The sequence below is a fragment of the Streptomyces collinus genome, from assembly GCF_031348265.1.
GTDB classification, from domain to species: domain Bacteria; phylum Actinomycetota; class Actinomycetes; order Streptomycetales; family Streptomycetaceae; genus Streptomyces; species Streptomyces collinus.
Genome location: NZ_CP133771.1, coordinates 4,517,306 through 4,539,145 on the forward strand (window position 1 = coordinate 4,517,306; position 21,840 = coordinate 4,539,145).

Sequence of the window (21,840 nt, forward strand, 5' to 3'; positions counted from 1 at the left end):
CAAGTCCGCATACTGGACGTATCCCTTCATGCGTACCTGTTGTATCTATGCTGTCGGCATGACCTTGGCCGTGAAGCAACCGCCCGCCGCCGACCGCGTCTACGCCCATGTCAAACAGGGCGTCCTGGAGCGCAGCTACGAGGGCGGCACCCTCCTCACCGAGGGCGAGCTCGCCGAAGCCGTGGGCGTCTCCCGCACACCGGTCCGCGAGGCGCTGCTCCGGCTGGAGGTCGAGGGGCTGATCCGGCTCTACCCGAAGAAGGGCGCCCTCGTCCTGCCCGTCTCCGCGCAGGAGATCGCCGACGTCGTCGAGACGCGGCTGCTCGTCGAGGAGCACGCGGCGCGCAAGGCCGTGCCCGCACCGGCCGGGCTCATCGAGCGCCTGGAGGAGCTGCTGGCCCGGCAGAAGAAGCAGGCCGCCGCCGGGGACCTCGCCGGGGCCGCCGTCACCGACCGCTGCTTCCACGCCGAGATCGTCCGCAGCGGCGGCAACGAGATCCTCTCCCGTCTCTACGACCAGCTGCGCGACCGCCAGTTGCGGATGGGCGTCGCCGTCATGCACTCCCACCCGGACCGCATCGCCAAGACGCTCTCCGAGCACGAGGAGATCCTCGAAGCGCTGCGCTCCAACGACGCGGAGACGGCCGTCGGCCTCGTCCACCGGCACATCGGCTGGTTCTCGCACCTGGCCCGGGGGGAGGTCCGATGAGCGCCGTCGCGATACCCGGGGACCCGCCGGGCGGCCGCCGGGCCCTGGCCGTCTGGGGCACGGGCGTCTCGGTCTACTTCGTCGCGGTCATCTTCCGCACGTCCCTGGGCGTGGCCGGCCTCGACGCCGCCGACCGCTTCCACGTGAACGCCTCCGCCCTCTCCACCTTCTCCATCCTCCAGCTGCTGGTCTACGCGGGCATGCAGATCCCCGTCGGCCTGCTGGTCGACCGGCTCGGCACCAAGAAGGTGCTGGCGCTCGGCGCGGTGCTGTTCACGGCCGGACAGCTGGGCTTCGCCTTCTCCCCCACGTACGGCACCGCGCTCGCCTCCCGGGCGCTGCTCGGCTGCGGTGACGCGCTGACGTTCATCAGCGTGCTGCGCCTGGGCAGCCGCTGGTTCCCGGCCCGCCGCGGGCCGCTGGTCGCCCAGTTCGCGGGACTGGTCGGCATGGCGGGCAACCTGGTCTCCACGCTCGTCCTGGCCCGGCTGCTGCACGGCATCGGCTGGATGGCGGCGTTCGCGGGCAGCGCGGCCGCCGGGGCCGTGGTGCTCGTCCTGGTGCTGCTGTTCCTCAAGGACCACCCCGAGGGCCACGAACCGGAGCCCCTCCCGCACCAGGGCGCGGCCTACGTACGGCGGCAGATCGCCGCCTCCTGGCGCGAGCCCGGGACGCGGCTCGGCCTCTGGGTGCACTTCACCACCCAGTTCCCGGCGATGGTGTTCCTGCTGCTGTGGGGCCTGCCGTTCCTCGTCGAGGCACAGGGGCTGTCCCGGGCGGTGGCCGGTGAACTGCTCACCCTCGTCGTCCTGTCGAACATGCTGGTCGGCCTGGTCTACGGCCAGATCGTCGCCCGGCACCACGGGGCGCGGCTGCCGCTCGCGCTCGGCGCGGTCGGCACGACGGCGGCCCTGTGGGCGGCGACTCTCGCCTACCCCGGCCCCCACGCCCCCATGTGGCTGCTGATCGTCCTGTGCACGGTGCTCGGGGCCTGCGGACCCGCGTCGATGATCGGCTTCGACTTCGCCCGCCCGGCCAACCCGCCAGAACGGCAGGGCACCGCCTCCGGCATCACCAACATGGGCGGCTTCGTCGCCTCCATGACCACGCTGTTCGCGATCGGCGTGCTCCTGGACGCCACCGGCGACGATTACTCCCTGGCCTTCTCGGTGGTGTTCGTCCTCCAGGCCGTCGGCGTCTCCCAGATCCTGCGGCTGCGCAGGCAGGCGGCACGGCGGGAACGGGAGCGGCTGGTGGCCAGCCGGGTGGAGACGGTGCACGTGCCCGTGTGACGTCCGTCAGGCGGTCGGTACGAGGGTGAGGTACGCGAGGCCGAGGATGCCGCGGTAGGTGAGCCACCGGGCGCGGTGCCGGTCGACGCGCTGCCGCGTCTCCTCCGCCAGGGGGTGACGGGGGTGCTCGGCGAGCCACACCTCGGTGTCCGCGAGGTACCCCGACTCGAACTGCTCCCACTCGTCGAGGCTCGCGGTCTCCGTCCACTCCGGCCGGAACCCGGCGTCGATCGCCATGCCGATGAGCGTCGCGAGGCCGGGGTGGTCCGTCAGGGCGGCGTCGGGCCACATGCGGGACAGCTCGTCGGGGGTGGGGGTGCGCTGCCAGAAGCCCTCGCCGAGCAGGACGCGGCCGCCGTCGGTGACCAGGCGGCGCAGTTCCCCGAGCGCCTCGGGGAGCCTGCCGCCGAGGGCCTGGCTCGACCCCACGCACAGGACGAGGTCGGCGGGGCCCCGGCTGGTTCCGGTGGCGGACTCCTCCACGAAACGGGCCCGGGACGCCAGTCCGCGGTCAGCGGCGGCCTTGCGTCCCCGGGCCAGGTCGTCGGCGTCCAGGTCGATGCCGGTGCCGGTCGCCTCCGGCGCGGTGGCCAGGACGCGGAGCATCAGTTCGCCCGCGCCGCAGCCGATGTCCAGGACCGTGGTGGGGCGGTGGCGGGTGAGGCGCTGTACGAGGTCGGCCGCCCTCGCCTCGGACAGCGGGCCGTGGAACGTGAGGCGGGTGCGGTGGGGTGGGGTCATGCCGGGGGACGCTACGGGGGTTGTGGGGCTGCGGCACGGGGTTTTTCGGTGCTCGGCGTTGGTGCTGGAGGCGGGTGGGTCCGCAGCCCGGCGTAGCGGGGTGCCGCTCTCCTTGGGACGGGTGCCGCCCCCAGCGGCACGCATGCCCGCAGCTGGGGCGGCCGCAGGCCCGCAGCGGGGCCTGGCCGTCCCTACTGCGTCACCTTGAAGTTGTTCAGGATCGCCGCTGTCAGCTCCGGGTCGCCCTCCGTCTTCAGGCGGTCGGAGACCGCCTCCGGCGTCACGCGGCCGCAGGCCAGGCGGACGTACGTCTCCCAGTCGAGGGTGAGGGTCGCGGCCGGGCCGAGGGCCGGGGCCGTCTCCAGGGTGCCGCGGCCCTGGATGTCGACGCGGATCGTGCGCAGGAACTCCACGGGCCCGTGCACGTCGAAGACGATCGCCGAGCTGCGCGGTGCCTGCGCGTCCTCGGCCACCACGCGCGGGAGTTCGCCGAGCAGCACGTCACGGGCCACCAGCGCGCCGGGGGAGTCGAGGTTGCCGGGCCGGCCGAGGGCCGTGCGCAGGTCCTGCTCGTGCACCCACACGTCGAACGCGTGCCGCCGCATCGACTCCCCCAGGGTGAGCTCGCTGCCGAGCGGCCCGCGCACCTTCGTGCCCGGGTCACGCGACTCGTTGCGCAGCTGCCGGTTGCGGCGGATGATCACGTACTCCAGCTCGGAGGTCATCTCCGGCGCCGTGTGGTGGCGGCGGACGTCGACCTGCATCTCCATGTAGCGCTGGTGCTCGTTGGTGACGTGGAAGAGGTCGCGCGGCAGGCTGTGGATGGGGCGCGGGTCGCCGAGCATCTCGCAGTCCAGACCGATGACATGGGAGACCACGTCCCGCACCGACCACCCGGGGCACGGCGTCCGCCGGTTCCATTCGGCCTCCGCGAGCGGCTGGAGCAGCTCGGATATCGCTTCGATGGAGTGGGTCCAGGCGTCGGCGTAGGGCTGGAGGGTGGGATGCAGACTCACGGAACGGGACCCCTCGGCGGTTCGGTCACGGGCAGGTGGTGGCGGCGTTGCCAGTGGGAGGTGGCGGCTGTCGGCGGGCGTCTTGCGAGCTAAGTTACGCTGCTGTGAGGCACCCCGGCAGTGCTTTCGTGTGACGATCGTAGGCCCGTGTGGACGGCTCGAATGCCAGGACGGTGGTAGTGTGCGCGCCTCTGTGATCCAGATCGCCGTGAACGAGGACGAATCGGTCGAAGCGCGCCGCCGACGCGTGGCGGCGACGGTCCGGGAGCAGGCCGGGGCCGACCTCGTCGTCCTGCCGGAACTGTGGACCACGGGCGCCTTCGCCTACGAGGAGTTCGGGCGCGAGGCCGAGCCGCTCGAAGGACCGACGTACGAGGCGATGGCGAAGGCCGCGAGCGACGCGGGCGTGTGGCTGCACGCGGGTTCCATTCCGGAGCGGGATCCTGACGGGCCGCTCTACAACACCTCCCTCGTCTTCTCCCCTTCCGGCGATCTGGCCGCCGCCTACCGCAAGATCCACCGCTTCGGCTTCGACAAGGGCGAGGCCGTGCTGATGGGTGCGGGCTCCGAGCTGGTGACGGTGCGTCTGCCCGAGACGACCCTGGGCCTGTCCACCTGCTACGACCTCCGCTTCCCCGAGCTCTACCGCGGTCTCGTCGACGCCGGTGCCGAGACGCTCGTGGTGTCGGCGGGCTGGCCGGAGCGCCGCCGGTCCCACTGGACGCTGCTGGCCCAGGCACGGGCCGTGGAGAACCAGTCGTTCCTCCTCGCCTGCGCAACGGCCGGGACGCACGCCGGAGTTCCCCAGGCCGGTCACTCGATCGTGGTCGACCCGTGGGGCGAGGTGCTGGCCCAGGCCGGTGCCGGCGAGGAGGTCCTCACGGTGGAGTTCGACCCGGGGAAGGTCGCGGCGACCCGGGAGCAGTTCCCGGCCCTGAAGGACCGGATGCTGGGCCTCCAGCCCCCTCGCCGGCCCTGAGAACAGGCGGCGGCCCGGACGGCTCAGTCCTCCCGCTCCTTCTCCGCCAGGTGGATCACGCACACGGCCACCGCGATCAGCAGCGCCGGATCGGCGTCCTCGCGGACGACGTCCACGCCGTAGGTGTCCCGCAGGGTCAGCCAGCGCCGGGAGATCACCGCCAGCAGCTCACCGTCGTACTCGACGGCGAACTCCCGGTCGAGGATCTTGCCGCTGACGTCCAGCTCGTTGCCGTCGGCGAGGGACACCCGGTAGTGGTTGCGCAGCAGGGACAGCCGCTTGCGGCGGATCGTCGCCAGCGGCTCCCCGCTCCGCTGGAGCACCATGGTGTCGCGCAGGGCGAGCATCTTCTGGTGGATGTCGACGAGGACGCGCCCCTGGGTGTCCTTCAGCTCCCAGGTGTCCCGCAGCCGCAGGGCCTTGCCGTCGACGAGGAAGACCTTGCTGCCGTGGTCGTCCTCGATCCAGTAGTCGTCACCGAAGCCGAGGAGCCGGTCGTACACGAGGAATCTCATGACACCAGGGCTTCCCCGCCGCCGCTTCCGAAACGCCGCCTGTAGGCCGACGGGCTGAGCCCGGTCGCCTGCCGCAGCCGCGCCCGCAGGTTGGCGGCGCTGCCGAGCCCGCTCCTGGCCGCCACCACGTCCAGCCGCTCCTCGCCCCGCTCGATGAGCCGGCAGGCCAGCGTCACGCGCTCCGAGGTCAGCCAGGCCAGCGGCGTCGTCCCCAGCTGGGCACGGAAGCGGCGGTGCAGCGTGGCGGGGCTGACCCGCGCGTGTGCGGCCAGCTCCGCCACCGTCAGCGGCTCGCCCAGCCGCTCCTGCGCCCAGGCCAGCAGCGGGGCCAGCGACTCGTCCCGCACCTGAGGGACCGGCCGCTCCACGAACTGCCGCTGCCCGCCGTCGCGGTGCGCGGCGAACACCAGCCGGCGGGAGACGTGGTTGGCGATCTCCGCGCCGTGGTCACGCCGCCAGATGTACAGCCCGAGGTCGAGCGCGGCCGCGCTGCCGGCGGCGGTGAGGAGGTCGCCCTCGTCGACGAACAGCACGTCCGGCTCCAGCAGCACCTCCGGGTGCAGCCGGCGGAAGGAGTCCGCCCAGCGCCAGTGGGTCGCGGCCCGCCGCCCGTCCAGCAGCCCGGCCTCGGCGAGGGCGAAGGTGCCGGTGCAGAAGCTCATGACCCGGGCGCCACGCGCGTGTGCGCGCCGGATGGCGTCGAGGACGTCGGGGCCGCGCGGTACGACGTTGTCGGGCCGGCCCGGCACGACCAGCGTGTCCGCCTCCGCAACGGCGTCGAGGTCCCGGACTCCGGTGAGCGTGAAGAAGCCGTGGTTCATCCGGATCTCCGGCGCGGGCGCGCACAGCGTCACCTCGTACAACGGCCCCGGCAGCGCCAGTTCGGGCCGCGGCAGCCCGAACAGCTCGGTGGCCACCCCGACCTCGAAGGGATTGGTGCCCTCGTCGACGATCACGGCGACCCGGTGCGGGCGCTGCGAGGATTCTTGCGACATGTGCGATTCCTAGCACTCGCACGGCGTCCGCGGCATCCCGCAGGATCCCCTCATGACCCAGGAACCCGTCTCCCTCGCCCAGGCCCTGGCCTCCTTCACCGACTGCTGGAGCCCCCGCATCGTCACCGCCGTCAACGACTACGACGTGCGTATCGCCAAGGTGGAGGGCGAACACGTCTGGCACGTCCACGACCACACCGACGAGTTCTTCCTCGTCCTCGACGGTGAACTCCACATCGCCCTGCGCGAACCGGCCGGCGAGCGCACGGTGGTCCTGCCCCGGGGCAGCGTCTTCACGGTGCCCCGGGGCACCGAACACAAGCCGTCCGCCTCCGTTCCCACGGCGATCCTCATGTTCGAACCCACGGGCACCGTGACGGTCGGCGACCGCCACGACGAGGTCCCGGACCATGTGGACGCCACGACGGGACGGCCCTACACCCCGTATCCGTCGCTGTAGCCGTCACGGCGGTGGTGGTGCACAGCCGGGTCGTCCACGACCGGGGTCGTGGGGGGCACCACCACGCGACGGCGCCTGGCGATGCTGCTGAACGTGGTGACGCCGATCAGTCCGACGATCATCAGAATGATGCCGACCAGGTCGAGGTTGACCCCCTGCATGTCCCAGTCGGTCGCGAACGTGAGGATGGCTCCCACGGCGATGAGGATGATGCATCCGCCGAGGCCCATGTGTGTCGCCTCCCTGTACGGTCCGGTCGTTCCGGTCCCGGAACACCGAGTACCCCTGAAGGGAACACCCATGCGGTGACGGCCCGTTCTACCTCTCCAGGAACGCGGTCAGCGCGCCCGCGAGGAGGAACGGGTCGTCGGCGCCGCACAGTTCGCGCACGCTGTGCATCGACAGGATGGCCACGCCGATGTCGACGGTCTTGATGCCGTGCCGCGCGGCGGTGATCGGGCCGATCGTGGTGCCACAGGGCATGGAGTTGTTGGAGACGAACGACTGGAAGGGCACGTCGGCCGCCTCGCAGGCCGCCGTGAACTCCGCCCGGCCCGAACCGTCCGTGGCGTAGCGGTTGTTGACGTTGACCTTGAGGATCGGGCCGCCGTTGACGCGCGGGTGGTGCGTCGGGTCGTGCCGCTCCGCGTAGTTGGGGTGGACGGCGTGGCCCGTGTCGGAGGACAGACAGACGGTGCCGGCGAAGGCGCGGGCCCGGTCCTCGTAGGTGCCGCCGCGGGCGAACACCGAGCGTTCCAGCACGTTGCCGAGCAGCGGCCCGTCCGCGCCGGTGTCCGACTGGGAGCCGTTCTCCTCGTGGTCGAAGGCGGCCAGGACCGGGATGGAGGCCGGCTGCGACGAGGAGGAGGCGACGGCCGCGAGGGCGGCGGTGCCGGCGTGCACCGACAGCAGGTTGTCCATGCGCGGGCCGGCCAGCAGCTCGCGGTCGCGGCCCAGGTAGGCGGGCGGTTCCACGGAGTGCGTCATCAGGTCCCAGCCGGTGACCTCGCCCGCGGGGATGCCGGCCGTCTCCTCCAGGAAGGCGATCAGATCGCCGTCGCGGACGTCGCGGCCGAGGCCCCAGACCGGCTGCATGTGCCGCTGCTTGTCGAGCTTGAGGCCGTCGGCCGTCACCGAGCGGTCGAGGTGGATGGCGAGCTGCGGAACGCGCAGCAGCGGCCGGTCCACGTTCACCAGGCGCGTCGAGCCGTCGCGCAGGGTCAGCCGGCCCGCGATGCCGAGATCGCGGTCCAGCCAGGAGTTGAGCAGCGGTCCGCCGTAGATCTCCACGGCCACCTGGCGCCAGCCGTGCGCCCCGGTGTCGGGGAGCGGCTTGACGCGCAGGTTGGGGGAGTCGGTGTGGGCACCGACGATCCGGAACGGCGTGTGGGGTGCGGCGCCCTCCGGCACGTACCAGGCGACGATCGCGCCGCCGCGCAGCACGTACTTGCCGCCGCTCGTCCCGTCCCACGCGTCCGTCTCGGCGACCTGCTTGAAGCCGGCCTTCTCCAGTCGCTCGGCGGCTGTGGCCACGGCGTGGTACGGCGTGGGGCTCGCCGCCAGGAAGGTCATGAGGTCGTCGGTGTGGCCGCGGTCGAAGCGGGCTGGTTCGGTCATGGGTTCACCTTAACGACGGACGAGGGCCCGTTCCCGGCGTAGGGGAACAGGCCCTCGAACAGCGGACGTGATGATCTAGAACGCGGCCTCGTCCAGCTCCATCAGGTCCAGCTCGACACCCTCGGCGACCTTGCGGGCCAGGGTGACGCCCGGCAGGACGTTGGCGGCGAAGAACTTCGCGGCGGCGATCTTGCCGGTGTAGAAGGCCTTGTCCTTTACGGACGCGGTCTCCAGCTTCTCGGCGGCGACCGCGGCGCCCTTGAGCAGCAGGTATCCGACGACGACGTCACCGGAGGCCATCAGCAGGCGGGTGGTGTTCAGGCCCACCTTGTAGATGTTCTTGACGTCCTGCTCGGTGGCGGCGAGGTCGGTGAGCATCAGGCCGACGATGGCCTCCAGCTCGACCGCGGCCTTGGCGAGGTGCTCGCGGGCCGCGCCCAGCTCTTCGCCGCCCTCACCGAGCGCCAGGAACTTCTTGATGTCCTCGGCGAGGGAGTTCAGCGCGGCGCCCTGGTTGCGGACGATCTTCCGGAAGAAGAAGTCCTGGCCCTGGATCGCCGTGGTGCCCTCGTAGAGGGTGTCGATCTTGGAGTCCCGGATGTACTGCTCGATCGGGTACTCCTGGAGGAAGCCGGAGCCGCCGAAGGTCTGGAGCGACTGGGCGAGCTGCTCGTAGCCCTTCTCGGAGCCGTAGCCCTTGACGATGGGCAGCAGCAGGTCGTTCAGGGCCTCCAGGGCGGAGATGTCCTCGCCCGCGGCCTCCTTGACCTGGATCTCGTCCTGGATGGAAGCCGTGTAGAGCACCAGGGCGCGCATGCCCTCCGCGTACGCCTTCTGCGTCATCAGCGAGCGGCGCACGTCGGGGTGGTGGGTGACGGTGACCTTGGGGGCCGTCTTGTCCATGAAGTTCGCGAGGTCCGGGCCCTGGACGCGCTCCTTGGCGTACTCCAGCGCGTTCAGGTAGCCCGTGGAGAGCGTGGAGATGGCCTTCGTGCCGACCATCATGCGGGCGAACTCGATGATGCGGAACATCTGGCGGATGCCGTCGTGCTTGTCGCCGATCAGCCAGCCCTTGGCGGGGTGCTGGTCGCCGAAGGTCATCTCGCAGGTGTTGGAGGCCTTGAGGCCCATCTTGTGCTCGACGTTCGTGGCGTAGACGCCGTTGCGCTCGCCCAGCTCGCCGGTCTCGAAGTCGAAGAGGTACTTCGGGACGAGGAAGAGGGACAGGCCCTTGGTGCCGGGGCCGGCGCCCTCGGGGCGGGCCAGCACGTAGTGGAGGATGTTCTCCGACATGTCGTGCTCACCGGACGTGATGAAGCGCTTCACGCCCTCGATGTGCCAGGAGCCGTCCTCCTGCTGCACGGCCTTGGTGCGGCCGGCGCCCACGTCGGAGCCCGCGTCGGGCTCGGTGAGCACCATGGTGGAGCCCCACTGCTTCTCCGTGGCGAACGTGGCTATGTGCTTCTGGACCTCGTTGCCCTCCTCGAAGAGGATGCCGGCGAACGCCGGGCCCGAGGAGTACATCCACACGGCCGGGTTGGCGCCCAGGATCAGCTCGGCGTAGGCCCAGATCAGGGAGCGGGGCGAGGTGGTGCCGCCGATCTCCTCGGGGAGGCCCAGGCGCCAGTACTCGGAGTCCATGAAGGCCTGGTAGCTCTTCTTGAAGGACGCGGGGACCGGCGCGGTGTTGGTCTGCGGGTCGAAGACCGGCGGATTGCGGTCGGCGTCGATGAAGGACTCGGCCAGCTCGTTCTCCGAGAGGCGCGTCATCTCCTCCAGGATGCTCTTCGCGGTCTCGACGTCCATCTCCTCGAACGGACCGGTGCCGTACACCTTGTCGCGCCCGAGTACCTCGAAGAGGTTGAACTCGATGTCGCGGAGATTCGACTTGTAGTGCCCCATGGCGACGGCTCCCGGCTCCGTAGAGAGATCGGCGAGGCACTGGATCCTCGCGCTAGTTCACGTACCAACAAGTAGCTACGATGATGCTACCCGCCAGTAATAAGGCGCAACCCCATCCGGTCATCTGTGACAGGTCACACCGGAACGGTCAAGGCCGCGGCGTAGCCGTCCCGCGTGCCGCCGGTCATGGCCGCCAGCTGCCGCTCGTGGCCGTCGCCGAAGACGCCGTCGTCCTCCAGGGAGAGGCTGCTCAGGTTCCGGACGCTCCCGCTGTAGCCGTCCGTGCCGTACACCGCCTCGCACACGTCCTGCGGGAAGGCGAGCTGCGAGGTGCTGGTGACCGACGTGGCGGCGGTGGCGTCGGCCAGGGAGCCGTAGACCTCGAAGTGGGCGTGCGGCCAGCGGCCCGGGTAGCAGCCGGGGAAGACGGTCGTGAACGTGACGCGCCCCTTGTCGTCCGTCTCCTGGACACCCCGCAGGTAGTTCTCCTCGGTGACGCCCTCGGAGTACAGGGAGTAGGCGCCGTCCCGGTCGCAGTGCCAGATGTAGACGGCGGCGCCCTTCTTCGGCGTCCCGCAGCCGGAGGCCGCGTCCACCACCGTGAGCGTGATCGTCAGGGGCACGCCCTCGGCCGTGCCGCCCGCCGAGTCGCCGAAGCTCCGGGTGATGTCGCTGCGGACGACCCCGCTCTCCTTCAGCACGTTCACCCCGTTCGAGCCGTCACCGGGGAAGGGTCCGGCCGTCTCCTCGGGGATCTCCGCGCACTCCGCGGACGAGGAACCCGCGGTGGAGGAAGGGGACGCCGAGGGCTTCTCCTCCGACGTGCAGCCCACCAGCGGGACCAGGCTCGCCCCCGCCATCAGCCGGATCATCCGGCGGCGGGCGAGGACGGGCAGGTCGTGGGAGAGGCCTCCGTCGTGCTCGGGCGGGCTCTGGTCATGGCGTCCGTTCATGCCACGACGCTACGAGCGGCGGCCGTGGCGTTCCACAGAGCGGGCGCTGTCAACTCGCTGTCGGTTTGCCGTCAGGGCCGTACCGGCCCTGACGCCCGCCGGCTCTCGGTACGCTTGCGCTCATGTACGGCTACGACCAGACAGCGGGCCCGCAAGGGCAGTACGCCCCTCCGCAGCAGCCGATGTCCGGCGGGTACGGGCAGCAGCCGCCGCTGTACCCCGAGCCGTCCCCGCCCTCCCTCACGGACGCGGTGCGTGCCTTCACCACCGGGCAGATGGCCGCCGAGGACTTCCAGCAGGTCTTCGCGACGTCGAAGGTCTACTGCCCGCGCGGCGACAACCCCGGCTTCCTCGCCCTGCACAACACCCAGCAGCCGGTGATCCCGATGTTCAGCACGCTCAAGGAGCTGCGCCGGTACGCGGGCAAGGAGTCCAAGTACTTCGTGATCACCGGAGCGGAGGTGCTGGACCTGCTGCCGACCGGCTACGGCTTCGTCCTCGACATGGAGGGCGAGCACCGCATGGTCTTCGACGCGAAGGCCGTGGAGCAGATGGTCGAGTTCGCGATGCGCCGGATGTATGGCTAGACGCCATTGCTTCGCAGACGGCTAGACGCCCTTGCCGCGCAGACGGCTAGACGCCCTTGCCGCGCAGACGGCGGCTGAGAGTCGGCCCGTAGTCACTTCGGCAGGCGCAGCGCCAGGCCGTCCAGGACGACCTCCAGGCCGTAGGCGAACTTGTCGTCGCGCAGTTGTGCGGGGTCGGCGGCCTGCGCGCTGGTCTCGGGTCCTGCGGCCGCCAGGTGGTCGTAGCCGGCCGAGGCCTGCTGGGCGGCGGGCAGCAGACGTGCGACGAACTCGGACTCCGTCTCGCCCGAGCGGGCGACCGTGGTGAGCCAGGCGGCCTCGGTCGTGCTCATGCCGATGACGTACGAGAAGACGGCGTCGATCGCCCGGCTCGGCTCGGGGAACCCCGCGGCCGTGAAGAGGGCCGCCAGCCGCTCCGAGAAACTCATGTAGTTCGGCCCCAGGTAGGCGAGCCCGGCCTGGCCGAGGACCAGGGTCAGCCAGGGGTGCCGCAGCGCCGTCGTACGGAAGGACCCGGCCGCCTCGGTCACCGCCGCGCGCCAGTCGGGGCTGTCGGCCGGCGGGACGTGGATCTCGGCGGCGACCTCGTCCACCGCGAGTTCCATCAGCTCGTCCTTCGTGGCGACATGCCGGTACAGCGAGGTCGCGCCGGCGTTCAGCCGGGCGCCGAGCTTGCGCATGCTGAGCGCCTCGATGCCCTCGGCGTCGAGCATCGCGATCGCCTCGCGCACGATCGCGTCCCTGCTGAGCGCGGGCTGGTCGGTCTGGCGCTGTTCACGGGTCCAGACGGACGGGATCGGGCTCTTGTCCGTCGTCCTGCTCCTGCTCATGGGCGCTCCTCCTGAATGACCCTCTGCGTGCGAACAGCGTGCGCAATCAGCGTACAGAACTCAAGGGTTGCGCACGCTGTTCCTCTGTGCGTACAGTGTTCGCACCGAAGGAACGGTGTTCGCAGGATGGTCGCAGGAGGGGAAGAGGAAATGGACGCTCGCAATCCACGGCGCTGGTGGATCCTGATCGTGCTGTGCCTCAGCACGCTGGTCCTGGTCGTCGACAACATGGCGCTGACGGTCGCGGTGCCCGCGCTGACCGAGGACCTCGGCGCGAGCGCCCAGGACATGCAGTGGATCCTCGACTCCTACACCCTCGTCTTCGCCGGGCTGCTGCTGACCTCGGGCAGCCTGGGAGACCGCTTCGGGCGCCGCAGGGTGATGCTGATCGGGCTGCTGCTGTTCGGGGCGGCCTCGCTGGGAGCGGTGTTCTGCTCCACGCCGGGCGAGCTGATCGCCCTGCGGATCACGATGGGCGTCGGCGGGGCACTGATCATGCCCTCGACGCTGTCGATCCTGATCACCGTCTTCGACGAGGACGAGCGGCCCAAGGCCATGGCCGCGTGGGGCTCGGTGTCGATGCTGGGGCTGGTCGGCAGTCCGGTGCTCGGCGGCGTGCTCATCGACCACTTCGCATGGCAGGCCATCTTCCTGATCAACGTCCCGATCGTCGGACTCGCGCTGCTGGCCGGTGTCCTGCTGATGCCGGAGTCGAAGGCGCCCTGGCAGAAGCCGGACCCGCTGGGCGCGGTGCTGTCCGCGGTGGGTATGACGGCCCTGGTGTGGTGGATCATCGAGATTCCGCAGCACGGCGCGTTCGAAGGCCGCTCCCTCGTCGTCCTGGCCGTCGCGGCGGTCGCCCTGGCCGGCTTCGTGACCTGGCAGAACGTGACCCCCTCGCCGATGGTCCCGCTGGTCCTCTTCAAGCACCGCAACTTCAGCGGCGGATCGCTCTCCCTGGCACTCGTCCAGATCGGCAACGCCGGCCTGCTGCTGGTGCTGACCCAGTACCTCCAGTTCGTCCTCGGCTGGTCCGCGGTCGAGGCGGGCCTCGCCTTCCTGCCGCTGGCAGTGGCCGCGCTGGCCGGCAACGCGGCCGGGGCGCAGCTCGCCGTGCGGATCGGCAACCGGTTCGTCATCCTCGGCGGGATGCTGCTGATGGCCGTCTCCTTCGGGCTGCTGACCACGCTCGGCGTCGACAGCGGGTTCACGGTCCCGGCCGTGGCGCTGGGGATCCTGGGACTGGGAGCGGGTCTGGCCATGCCGGCCGCGGTGGCCGCGCTGATGAGCACCATCCCGGAGGACAAGGCGGGCGTCGGCTCGGCCCTCAACGACACGATCCAGCAGTCGGGCACCGCCCTCGGTATCGCGATCCTCGGCTCCCTGCTCACCTCCGGCTACGCGGACGAGATGCCGGCCGGCGCCCCCGAACAGGCCCGGGAGTCCATCGGCGGGGCCCTGGCCGTGGCCGGCGGTGACGCGGGGCTGGTGCGGGCGGCCCGGGAGGCCTTCGCCGACTCGATGGCGACGACCTTCACGATCAGCGCGGCCGGAGTCCTGGCGGCGGCGGTCGTGGCCGCGCTGGTGATGCGGGACCGCAAGCGTGAACCCGAGGGGGCCGTGGGCGAGGAGCGCGAGCTCGTCGCCTGACGCGGACGCACGAGGGCCGTCATCCCGCAGGGGGTGACGGCCTTTCGCCATGCCGGTCTCCCGTGGTGAGCTGCGCCGTCCCCCGGGTGGGAATGTCCTCCCGGTTTTCTCTGTTCGGGGTGGCAAGAAGTTCAACGCTCAACTAAACTGGGCGTACACGAGGAGGAACCGACATGCCTGCAGTGACCGTCGAGAACCCGTTGACGCTGCCCCGAGTGACCGCGCCTGCCGACGCCGTGGCACGTCCCGTGCTCGCCGTCACGACCGCTCCGAGCGGTTTCGAGGGTGAGGGCTTCCCGGTGCGCCGGGCGTTCGCGGGGATCAACTACCGCCATCTCGACCCGTTCATCATGATGGACCAGATGGGCGAGGTTGAGTATCAGCCTGGGGAGCCGAAAGGGACCCCGTGGCACCCGCACCGCGGCTTCGAAACCGTCACCTACATCATCGACGGTATCTTCGATCACCAGGACTCCAACGGCGGTGGCGGCACCATCACCAACGGGGACACCCAGTGGATGACCGCGGGCTCGGGCCTGCTGCACATCGAGGCCCCACCCGAGCACCTCGTCGTCTCCGGCGGGCTCTTCCACGGCCTCCAGCTGTGGGTGAACCTCCCGGCCAGGGACAAGATGATGGCCCCGCGCTACCAGGACATCCGCGGCGGCTCGGTCCAGCTGCTCACCACCCCCGACGGCGGCGCGCTGCTGCGGGTCATCGCCGGTGAACTGGACGGGCACGCGGGCCCCGGCATCACGCACACCCCGATCACGATGGTCCACGCGACCGTCGCCCCGGGCGCGGAACTCACGCTGCCGTGGCGTGAGGACTTCAACGGGCTGGCCTACGTCCTGGCCGGCCGCGGCAGCGTCGGACCCGACCGCCGCCCGGTCCACATGGGCCAGACGGCCGTCTTCGGCGCGGGCTCCTCGCTGACCGTCCGGGCCGACGAGAAGCAGGACTCCAACACCCCCGACCTGGAGGTCGTCCTGCTCGGCGGACAGCCGATCCGCGAGCCCATGGCCCACTACGGCCCGTTCGTCATGAACACCAAGGACGAGCTGATGCAGGCCTTCGAGGACTTCCAGAAGGGCCGCCTGGGCACGGTGCCGGCGGTGCACGGAATGACCGCGGGCGGTCCGCAGGGCTGACGCGGCACCGGGGCGGCTGACGCCCCGTCACCCTGGCGGGCCTCCCTGACGGGACGGCCCGCCGGGCGCGTGATCGGGTGGAGGGGTGCAGGACTCCCAGCAGGCCCCGCTCCTCCCCGGCCCCGCCCGGCGCCTCGCCGCCTGGTGCGCGCTGCTCCTGCTCGCCGCCGGGGTCGTCTACGTCGGGATCCGGCTGGTCGTGGAGTTCCGGACGGCCGTGGTGCCCGTGCTGCTCGCGTTGCTGGGCACGGCCTTGCTCGGGCCGCTGCACCGGCGGCTCGTGAAGGCCGGCGTGCCCCGGTCGGTCGCCGCCGGGCTGACCTGTGTCGCGGTCGTCGCCGTGGTCGGCGGGGCCGTGTACATCGTGGTCGCCGCGCTCATCGACACCGGCGACGAGATCGTCGCCTCGCTCAAGGAGGCCGCCCGGGGCGTCTCCGAGCACTTCGGGGCGGCCGGCACCTCGCTGGACGACCTCGCGTCCAACGCCCGTGAACTGCTGGGCAAGTTCGGCGGCACGGCCGCCTCCGGCGTGATCAGCGGCGTCAGCGTGGTCGGCGAGTCCATCGCCATGGCCGTCCTCGCGCTGCTGCTCGTCTTCTTCTTCCTGCGCGACTCCGACAAGGCCGCCGCGGCCCTGCGATCCTTGTCGCCCCGCGGTTCGGCCGACACCCTGGAGGCCATGGCGCGGCGGGCGCTGCGGGCCGTCGAGGGGTTCATGCGCGGCACGACCCTCATCGCCCTCATCGACGCGGTGCTCATCACCGTCGGGCTGCTCGTCCTCGACGTGCCCGGCGCGCCCGGGCTGGGCGCGCTGGTCTTCGTCGGCGCGTACATCCCCTACCTCGGCGCCTTCATCTCCGGCGCCCTGGCCGTACTGGTCGCGCTGGCCGACCGGGGGTTCGTCATCGCGCTGTGGGCGCTCGGCGTGGTCATCGCGGTGCAGGTGCTGGAAGGGCATGTGCTCCAGCCGATGATCCAGAGCCGGACCGTGCAGATGCATCCGGCGGTGGTGATGGTGACGATCACGGCCGGGGCGTCCGTCGCCGGCGTCCTCGGCATGCTGCTCGCCGTGCCGCTGACCGCGGCGGCCTTCGGCGTGGCGGAGGAGCTGCGCATCCGGTACGGGGGCCAGGAGCCGTCGTCGTCCGGGTCGCCGTCGCGGGAGTCGTGACGGCCGTGGGGGCAGGGAGCCGTCGCGGAGTCGTGACGGCTGTGGGACGGGCCGTCGCCGCCCCCGGCCGTCGTCGCGGGAGTCGTGATCGTCGCGGGAACGGGAGCCGTCGTCCGGGCCGTCGTCGCAGGAGTTACGGCGACCAGGACCCGTCGCCCGAGCCGTCCACGGACTCGTAGAGCTCGAACCAGATGCTCTTGCCCTGGCCGCGCGGGTCCACTCCCCAGGCGTGCGCGAGCAGTTCGATCAGCACCAGGCCACGGCCCGAGGACGCCAGCTCCCCGGGTCTGCGCTTGTGCGGCAGGTCGTCACCGGCGTCGGTGACCTCGATCCGCAGCCGCCGCTCCCCCACCCCGCCGGTGATCTCGGCCACGAGCAGCGCGTCGGAGTCGGTGTGCACGAGGACGTTCGTCAGCATCTCGGACAGCAGCAGCACCGCCGAGTCGACCTGGTCGGGCGAGGACCAGTCGTGCAGCAGCTCGCGCAGCTGCTGCCGGGCGACCGCGATTCGCTCGGGCTCGGCCTGCGCGACCGTCAGCACGGTGCGCCGCGCCGGGAGCCGTACGGCCATGGTGCCGCCGCAACCGCACCCCTCTTCCTGCCGGCTCAGCAGCAGCATCGCGATGTCGTCCTCGCGGCGGTCGGCCAGCGGACCGGTGGTGTGGTGCGAGGACGGGCCGTGCACGGCCTGTACCAGTGCATCGGCCAACTCCTCCAGATCGCCCTTGTGCTCCTCCAGGATCGCCCGCAGCCGCCGCCAGCCGCTGTCCAGGTCGTGGCCGCCGGTCTCGATCAGGCCGTCGGTGCACAGCAGCATGGTCTCGCCGGCTTCGAGGGCGAGCCGGGTGGTGGGGTAGTCGGCGTCCGGCTTGATGCCCAGCGGCAGGCCTCCGGCCGTCGGCCGTGCCAGCACCGTGCCGTCGGCCATGCGGATCGCCGGGTCGGGATGCCCGGCGCGGGCGATGTCCAGCACCCCGTTCGCCGGGTCGACCTCGACGTAGACGCAGGTCGCGAAGCGCGGGTCGGCGGGGTCCTCGTCGCCGATGCCGTGCAGGAAGCGGGACGCGCGGGACAGTACCGCGTCCGGCCGGTGCCCCTCCGAGGCGTACGCCCGTAGCGCTATCCGCAGCTGGCCCATCAGCCCCGCCGCGCGCACGTCATGGCCTTGCACGTCACCGATGACCAGTGCGAACCGCCCACTCGGCAGCGGGATCACGTCGTACCAGTCGCCGCCGACCTGGAGGCCACCGCCGGTGGGAACGTAGCGGGCGGCGACGCTCATGCCCGGTATGCGCTGCGCACCGAGCCTGGGCAGCATCGTGCGCTGGAGCCCGTCGGTCAGGGCCCGCTCGCTCTCGGCCACTCCCGCCCGGGCCAGGGCCTGCGCCAGCATGCGCGCCACCGTGGTCAGCACCGACCGCTCGTCGGGGGTGAACGCGACCGGGTAGGCGAAGGCCGCCATCCACGCGCCCATGGTGCGGCCGGCCACCGTCAGCGGCAGGAACGCCCACGAGTGGCGGCCGAAGGACTGGGCGAGCGGCCAGGTCAGCGGGTAGCGCGACTGGTAGTGCTCGGGAGAGGACAGGTACACGGCCCGGCCGGTCCGTGCGACCTCGGCGGCCGGGTAGTCCGTGTCCAGTGCCATGTGCGTGAACGGGCTCTCGCCCGCCTGCTGGTGCGGGCCGTGGTGGCCGATGAGCGTCAGCCGGTCGCCCTCCACGCTGAACACCGCGAGTCCATCCGGGGAGAACCCCGGCATCGACAGGTTCGCCGTGACCCGCAGCACCTCCTGCGTGGAACGCGCCTCGGCCAGCGCCCGGCCGGCGTCCAACAGGAACGCCTCCCGGGAGCGCCGCCAGTCGCCGGTGACCGCGCTGCGCCCGGCCGGGGTGCCCGGCGTCGGCTCCGTGACCTCCTGGAGGGTGCCGATCAGCTCGTACGCCTTGCGCACCTGGTCGAAGGACGGCTTGGAGCGGCTGCGGACGACCCGTACGACCCGGCCCTGCTCGTCCATGATCCGGACCCGCACCTCGGCGAGGGTGCCCTCGGAGACGGCGAGCTGGACCACGCCGGTGATCTCGTTCCAGTCCACCGGATGCATACGGGCCCGGGCCTGGGCTTGGGTGAGGCTGGTCTGCCCGGCGGGCAGACCGAGCAGCCGTGCCGCCTCCGCATCGACCGTGACCAGGCCGGTGGCGGTGTCCCAGTGCCACAGGCCGGTCGCGAGGGCGGCGAGAACCTCCCCCACGGCGGGCAGAGGCTCGCCAGTGCGCATTGCCCCACTCTAGGAAGAGGTCATCGCACACTGCCACCGAAAGCGGAAGGGAGTGATCGTCATACCGGGGGAGGCGATCTCCGCCCGAACGGTACGCTGGGGAGGCGTTTCACGTGAAACACAGACCCCGATCAGCGAAGACTGGATGAACGACGATGCATCGGTACAGGTCCCACACCTGCGGCGAGCTCCGCTCCTCTGACGTCGGCAGCGACGTCCGGCTGAGTGGCTGGCTGCACAATCGGCGCGACCTGGGCGGCATCCTCTTCATCGATCTGCGCGATCACTACGGCATCACGCAGCTCGTGGCCCGTCCCGGCACTCCCGCCTACGAGGCCCTCGACAAGCTCTCCAAGGAATCCACCGTCCGCGTCGACGGCAAGGTCGTCTCCCGGGGCACCGAGAACATCAACCCCGAGCTGCCGACCGGTGAGATCGAGGTCGAGGTGGGCGAGGTCGAACTGCTCGGCGCGGCCGCCCCGCTGCCGTTCACGATCAACACCGAGGACGGTGTCAACGAGGAGCGGCGCCTGGAGTACCGCTTCCTCGACCTGCGCCGCGAGCGCATGCACCGCAACATCCTGCTGCGCACGTCGGTCATCTCGGCGATCCGCCACAAGATGACGGCGCTGGGCTTCAACGAGATGGCGACGCCGATCCTGTCCGCGACCTCCCCCGAGGGCGCCCGCGACTTCGTCGTCCCCTCCCGCCTGAACCCGGGCAAGTTCTACGCCCTTCCCCAGGCGCCCCAGCAGTTCAAGCAGCTGCTGATGATCTCCGGCTTCGACCGGTACTTCCAGATCGCGCCCTGCTTCCGCGACGAGGACGCGCGTGCCGACCGCTCGCCGGGCGAGTTCTACCAGCTCGACATCGAGATGAGCTTCGTCGAGCAGGAGGACGTCTTCCAGCCTGTCGAGAAGCTCATGACCGAGCTGTTCGAGGAGTTCGGCAACGGCCGCCACGTCACCTCGCCGTTCCCGCGGATCCCGTTCCGCGATGCGATGCTGAAGTACGGCTCCGACAAGCCCGACCTGCGCGCCCAGCTCGAACTCGTCGACATCACCGACATCTTCGAGGGCTCGGAGTTCAAGGCGTTCGCCGGCAAGCACGTCCGCGCCCTGCCGGTGCCGGACGTCTCCGGCCAGCCCCGCAAGTTCTTCGACCAGCTCGGCGACTACGCCGTCTCGCAGGGCGCCAAGGGCCTGGCCTGGGTCCGCGTCGCCGAGGACGGCTCGCTGACCGGCCCGATCGCGAAGTTCCTCACCGAGGAGAACGTCGCCGAGCTGACCAAGCGCCTGTCGCTCGCGGCCGGCCACGCGGTCTTCTTCGGCGCGGGCGAGTTCGACGAGGTCTCCAAGATCATGGGCGCGGTGCGGGTCGAGGCCGCCAAGCGTGCCGGGCACTTCGAGGAGGGCGTCTTCCGGTTCTGCTGGATCGTCGACTTCCCGATGTACGAGAAGGACGAGGAGACCGGCGCGATCGACTTCTCGCACAACCCGTTCTCCATGCCGCAGGGCGGCCTGGAGGCCCTGGAGACCCAGGACCCGCTGGACATCCTCGGCTGGCAGTACGACATCGTCTGCAACGGCGTCGAGCTGTCCTCCGGCGCGATCCGGAACCACGAGCCGGAGATCATGCTCAAGGCCTTCGAGATCGCCGGGTACGACCGCGAGACCGTCGAGGAGAAGTTCGCCGGCATGCTGCGCGCCTTCCGCTTCGGCGCCCCGCCGCACGGCGGCATCGCCCCCGGCGTCGACCGCATCGTCATGCTCCTCGCCGACGAGCCCAACATCCGCGAGACCATCGCCTTCCCGCTCAACGGCAACGCCCAGGACCTGATGATGGGCGCGCCGACGGAGCTGGAGGAGGCCCGGCTGAAGGAGCTGCACCTGTCGGTGCGCAAGCCGCAGCCGAAGTAGGCGATCTCCCGTGAGTGGCCCGGAACCGTCGCCGGTTCCGGGCCACTTTCGCGTCCAGGGCGCTTACTCAGCTCACACTCAGGCTCCTGACAGCCGCGCTCCCTAACTTCCCTTCCCATGACGGGACACGAGAAGACCCAAGGGCCGAAGCACAAACGGGATCTGACACGCCGCAAGGTCATCGCCGCGGGCACCGGTGCGGTGGTGGCGGCGGGCGTCGGCGGTACGTTCGCGGCGGGCGCGTTCGCCGGCGAGGAGACGCCGGCCGCCGGGGCGAAGACGGCCGCAACCTCCGGCGAGACCTGCTACAAGCTGACCTCCGAGACGACCGAAGGCCCCTACTACATCGACGCGGACAAGCTCCGCCGGGACGTCACCGAGGACCAGGACGGTATCCCGCTCACCCTGCGCCTGAAGGTGATCGACGCCGACACCTGCAAGCCCCTCGCCAACGCCGCCGTCGACATCTGGCACTGCAACGCGCTGGGCGTCTACTCGGGTTACGAGGCGATGGGCAGCGGCGGGGGCGGTGGCGGAGGGGGTGGTACGCCGGCCTCCGGCTCGCCGACCGGTTCTCCCACGGGCGCGCCCCCCGGAGGCGGCGGTGGTGGCGGGGGGCACGAGGAGCCCACCGACGACGAGCGGTATCTGCGCGGCACGTGGCGTACGGACAAGAAGGGCGAGGTCGTCTTCCGTACGGTCTTCCCCGGCTGGTATCAGGGCCGCTGCGTGCACATTCACACCAAGGTGCATGTGAACGGCACCTGGACCGACGCGGGCTACGAGGGCGGTACGACCTGCCACACCGGGCAGCTCTTCTTCGACGAGGCGTCCGTGCTGGCCACGGCCGAGGTCGAGCCGTACTCCACCAACACCACGACCCGTACCACCCTCGACGAGGACACCATCTACCCGGGCAACGGCACCGAGGGCGGCCTGCTGAAGCTGAAGTACAAGAAGGGCGCCATCGCGAAGGGCGTCGTCGCGACGCTCACCATGGGCGTCGATCCCGAGGCGACGCAGGACGGCACGAGCGCGGGCTGACGCGGACCTGTGAGGCGGACGTGTGCGGGAAGGT

At 71.0% G+C, this 21,840-nt stretch carries 20 protein-coding genes; 10 read left to right on the plus strand and 10 right to left on the minus strand.

All coding sequences use genetic code 11. The annotated features are described in order from the left end of the window. The first annotated feature begins 58 nt into the window (after nucleotides 1–58). Nucleotides 59–709 carry a GntR family transcriptional regulator gene (locus tag RFN52_RS20520; RefSeq protein ID WP_184848034.1) on the plus strand — a complete coding sequence of 217 codons (651 nt, stop codon included), beginning with the start codon at nucleotides 59–61 and terminating at the stop codon, nucleotides 707–709. After that, the gene (locus RFN52_RS20525; RefSeq protein ID WP_184848035.1) at nucleotides 706–2,001 is read left to right on the plus strand and encodes an MFS transporter; all 1,296 of its coding nucleotides are present in this window, start codon (nucleotides 706–708) and stop codon (nucleotides 1,999–2,001) included. Before RFN52_RS20520 ends, RFN52_RS20525 begins: the two co-directional genes overlap by 4 nt. A 6-nt stretch (nucleotides 2,002–2,007) precedes the next feature. On the opposite strand, the gene RFN52_RS20530 is transcribed toward RFN52_RS20525, so the two are convergent. After that, a complete protein-coding gene (locus RFN52_RS20530; protein ID WP_184848036.1) occupies nucleotides 2,008–2,742 on the minus strand; it encodes an SAM-dependent methyltransferase in 735 nt (244 codons plus the stop codon). Nucleotides 2,743–2,933: 191 nt separating this feature from the next. After that, on the minus strand, nucleotides 2,934–3,758 hold the full coding sequence (locus RFN52_RS20535) for a maleylpyruvate isomerase family mycothiol-dependent enzyme (protein WP_184848037.1): 825 nt from the start codon (nucleotides 3,756–3,758) through the stop codon (nucleotides 2,934–2,936). Between the two features lie 181 nt (nucleotides 3,759–3,939). On the opposite strand from RFN52_RS20535, the gene RFN52_RS20540 reads away from it, so the two are divergent. Beyond that, nucleotides 3,940–4,737 carry a carbon-nitrogen family hydrolase gene (locus RFN52_RS20540; RefSeq protein ID WP_184560581.1) on the plus strand — a complete coding sequence of 266 codons (798 nt, stop codon included), beginning with the start codon at nucleotides 3,940–3,942 and terminating at the stop codon, nucleotides 4,735–4,737. Nucleotides 4,738–4,760: 23 nt separating this feature from the next. On the opposite strand, the gene RFN52_RS20545 is transcribed toward RFN52_RS20540, so the two are convergent. Further along, entirely contained in the window at nucleotides 4,761–5,252 is a 492-nt protein-coding gene (locus RFN52_RS20545) for an LURP-one-related/scramblase family protein (protein ID WP_184848038.1), read from the minus strand. Then, complete coding sequence (locus RFN52_RS20550; RefSeq protein WP_184848039.1) at nucleotides 5,249–6,247, minus strand: GlxA family transcriptional regulator; 999 nt, start codon at nucleotides 6,245–6,247, stop codon at nucleotides 5,249–5,251. The genes RFN52_RS20545 and RFN52_RS20550 overlap by 4 nt, the downstream gene beginning before the upstream one ends. A 52-nt stretch (nucleotides 6,248–6,299) precedes the next feature. Between RFN52_RS20550 and RFN52_RS20555 the strand changes: the two genes are divergently transcribed. Further along, entirely contained in the window at nucleotides 6,300–6,707 is a 408-nt protein-coding gene (locus RFN52_RS20555; protein WP_184848040.1) for a cupin domain-containing protein, read from the plus strand. On the opposite strand, the gene RFN52_RS20560 is transcribed toward RFN52_RS20555, so the two are convergent. The 4 genes from RFN52_RS20560 to RFN52_RS20575 all read right to left on the minus strand — a co-directional run bounded on the left by RFN52_RS20560 (nucleotide 6,683) and on the right by RFN52_RS20575 (nucleotide 11,179). Then, nucleotides 6,683–6,937 carry a DUF6458 family protein gene (locus RFN52_RS20560; protein WP_031118113.1) on the minus strand — a complete coding sequence of 85 codons (255 nt, stop codon included), beginning with the start codon at nucleotides 6,935–6,937 and terminating at the stop codon, nucleotides 6,683–6,685. The two genes, RFN52_RS20555 and RFN52_RS20560, sit on opposite strands and share 25 nt — an antisense overlap. 88 nt (nucleotides 6,938–7,025) lie before the next feature. Beyond that, on the minus strand, nucleotides 7,026–8,324 hold the full coding sequence (locus RFN52_RS20565) for a M18 family aminopeptidase (protein ID WP_184848041.1): 1,299 nt from the start codon (nucleotides 8,322–8,324) through the stop codon (nucleotides 7,026–7,028). Nucleotides 8,325–8,399: 75 nt separating this feature from the next. Continuing rightward, nucleotides 8,400–10,226: an acyl-CoA dehydrogenase gene (locus RFN52_RS20570; RefSeq protein WP_184848042.1), complete on the minus strand. Its 1,827-nt coding sequence runs from the start codon at nucleotides 10,224–10,226 to the stop codon at nucleotides 8,400–8,402. Nucleotides 10,227–10,360: 134 nt separating this feature from the next. Continuing rightward, on the minus strand, nucleotides 10,361–11,179 hold the full coding sequence (locus RFN52_RS20575) for an intradiol ring-cleavage dioxygenase (protein WP_184848043.1): 819 nt from the start codon (nucleotides 11,177–11,179) through the stop codon (nucleotides 10,361–10,363). A 122-nt stretch (nucleotides 11,180–11,301) separates the two neighbouring features. Here RFN52_RS20575 and RFN52_RS20580 point away from each other — a divergent pair, with 122 nt between their 5' ends. Continuing rightward, the gene (locus RFN52_RS20580; protein WP_030846788.1) at nucleotides 11,302–11,766 is read left to right on the plus strand and encodes an SseB family protein; all 465 of its coding nucleotides are present in this window, start codon (nucleotides 11,302–11,304) and stop codon (nucleotides 11,764–11,766) included. Between the two features lie 92 nt (nucleotides 11,767–11,858). Here the strand turns inward: RFN52_RS20580 and RFN52_RS20585 are convergent, their stop codons facing one another. Then, on the minus strand, nucleotides 11,859–12,596 hold the full coding sequence (locus RFN52_RS20585; protein WP_184848044.1) for a TetR/AcrR family transcriptional regulator: 738 nt from the start codon (nucleotides 12,594–12,596) through the stop codon (nucleotides 11,859–11,861). Between the two features lie 150 nt (nucleotides 12,597–12,746). Between RFN52_RS20585 and RFN52_RS20590 the strand changes: the two genes are divergently transcribed. The 3 genes from RFN52_RS20590 to RFN52_RS20600 all read left to right on the plus strand — a co-directional run bounded on the left by RFN52_RS20590 (nucleotide 12,747) and on the right by RFN52_RS20600 (nucleotide 16,568). Continuing rightward, a complete protein-coding gene (locus RFN52_RS20590; protein ID WP_184848045.1) occupies nucleotides 12,747–14,246 on the plus strand; it encodes an MFS transporter in 1,500 nt (499 codons plus the stop codon). Between the two features lie 173 nt (nucleotides 14,247–14,419). Then, the gene (locus RFN52_RS20595; protein WP_184848046.1) at nucleotides 14,420–15,397 is read left to right on the plus strand and encodes a pirin family protein; all 978 of its coding nucleotides are present in this window, start codon (nucleotides 14,420–14,422) and stop codon (nucleotides 15,395–15,397) included. Between the two features lie 85 nt (nucleotides 15,398–15,482). Further along, nucleotides 15,483–16,568, plus strand: coding sequence for an AI-2E family transporter (locus RFN52_RS20600; RefSeq protein WP_184848047.1), 1,086 nt, complete (start codon nucleotides 15,483–15,485; stop codon nucleotides 16,566–16,568). Between the two features lie 133 nt (nucleotides 16,569–16,701). Here the strand turns inward: RFN52_RS20600 and RFN52_RS20605 are convergent, their stop codons facing one another. Continuing rightward, nucleotides 16,702–18,843 carry an ATP-binding SpoIIE family protein phosphatase gene (locus RFN52_RS20605; protein WP_184848048.1) on the minus strand — a complete coding sequence of 714 codons (2,142 nt, stop codon included), beginning with the start codon at nucleotides 18,841–18,843 and terminating at the stop codon, nucleotides 16,702–16,704. A 155-nt stretch (nucleotides 18,844–18,998) separates the two neighbouring features. On the opposite strand from RFN52_RS20605, the gene aspS reads away from it, so the two are divergent. Both aspS and RFN52_RS20615 read left to right on the plus strand, forming a co-directional pair. Next, entirely contained in the window at nucleotides 18,999–20,762 is a 1,764-nt protein-coding gene (aspS, locus tag RFN52_RS20610; RefSeq protein WP_184848049.1) for an aspartate--tRNA ligase, read from the plus strand. Nucleotides 20,763–20,879: 117 nt separating this feature from the next. Next, nucleotides 20,880–21,806 (plus strand): intradiol ring-cleavage dioxygenase, encoded by a 927-nt coding sequence (locus tag RFN52_RS20615; protein ID WP_184848050.1) that lies wholly within the window; start codon nucleotides 20,880–20,882, stop codon nucleotides 21,804–21,806. The last annotated feature ends 34 nt before the right edge of the window (nucleotides 21,807–21,840 follow it).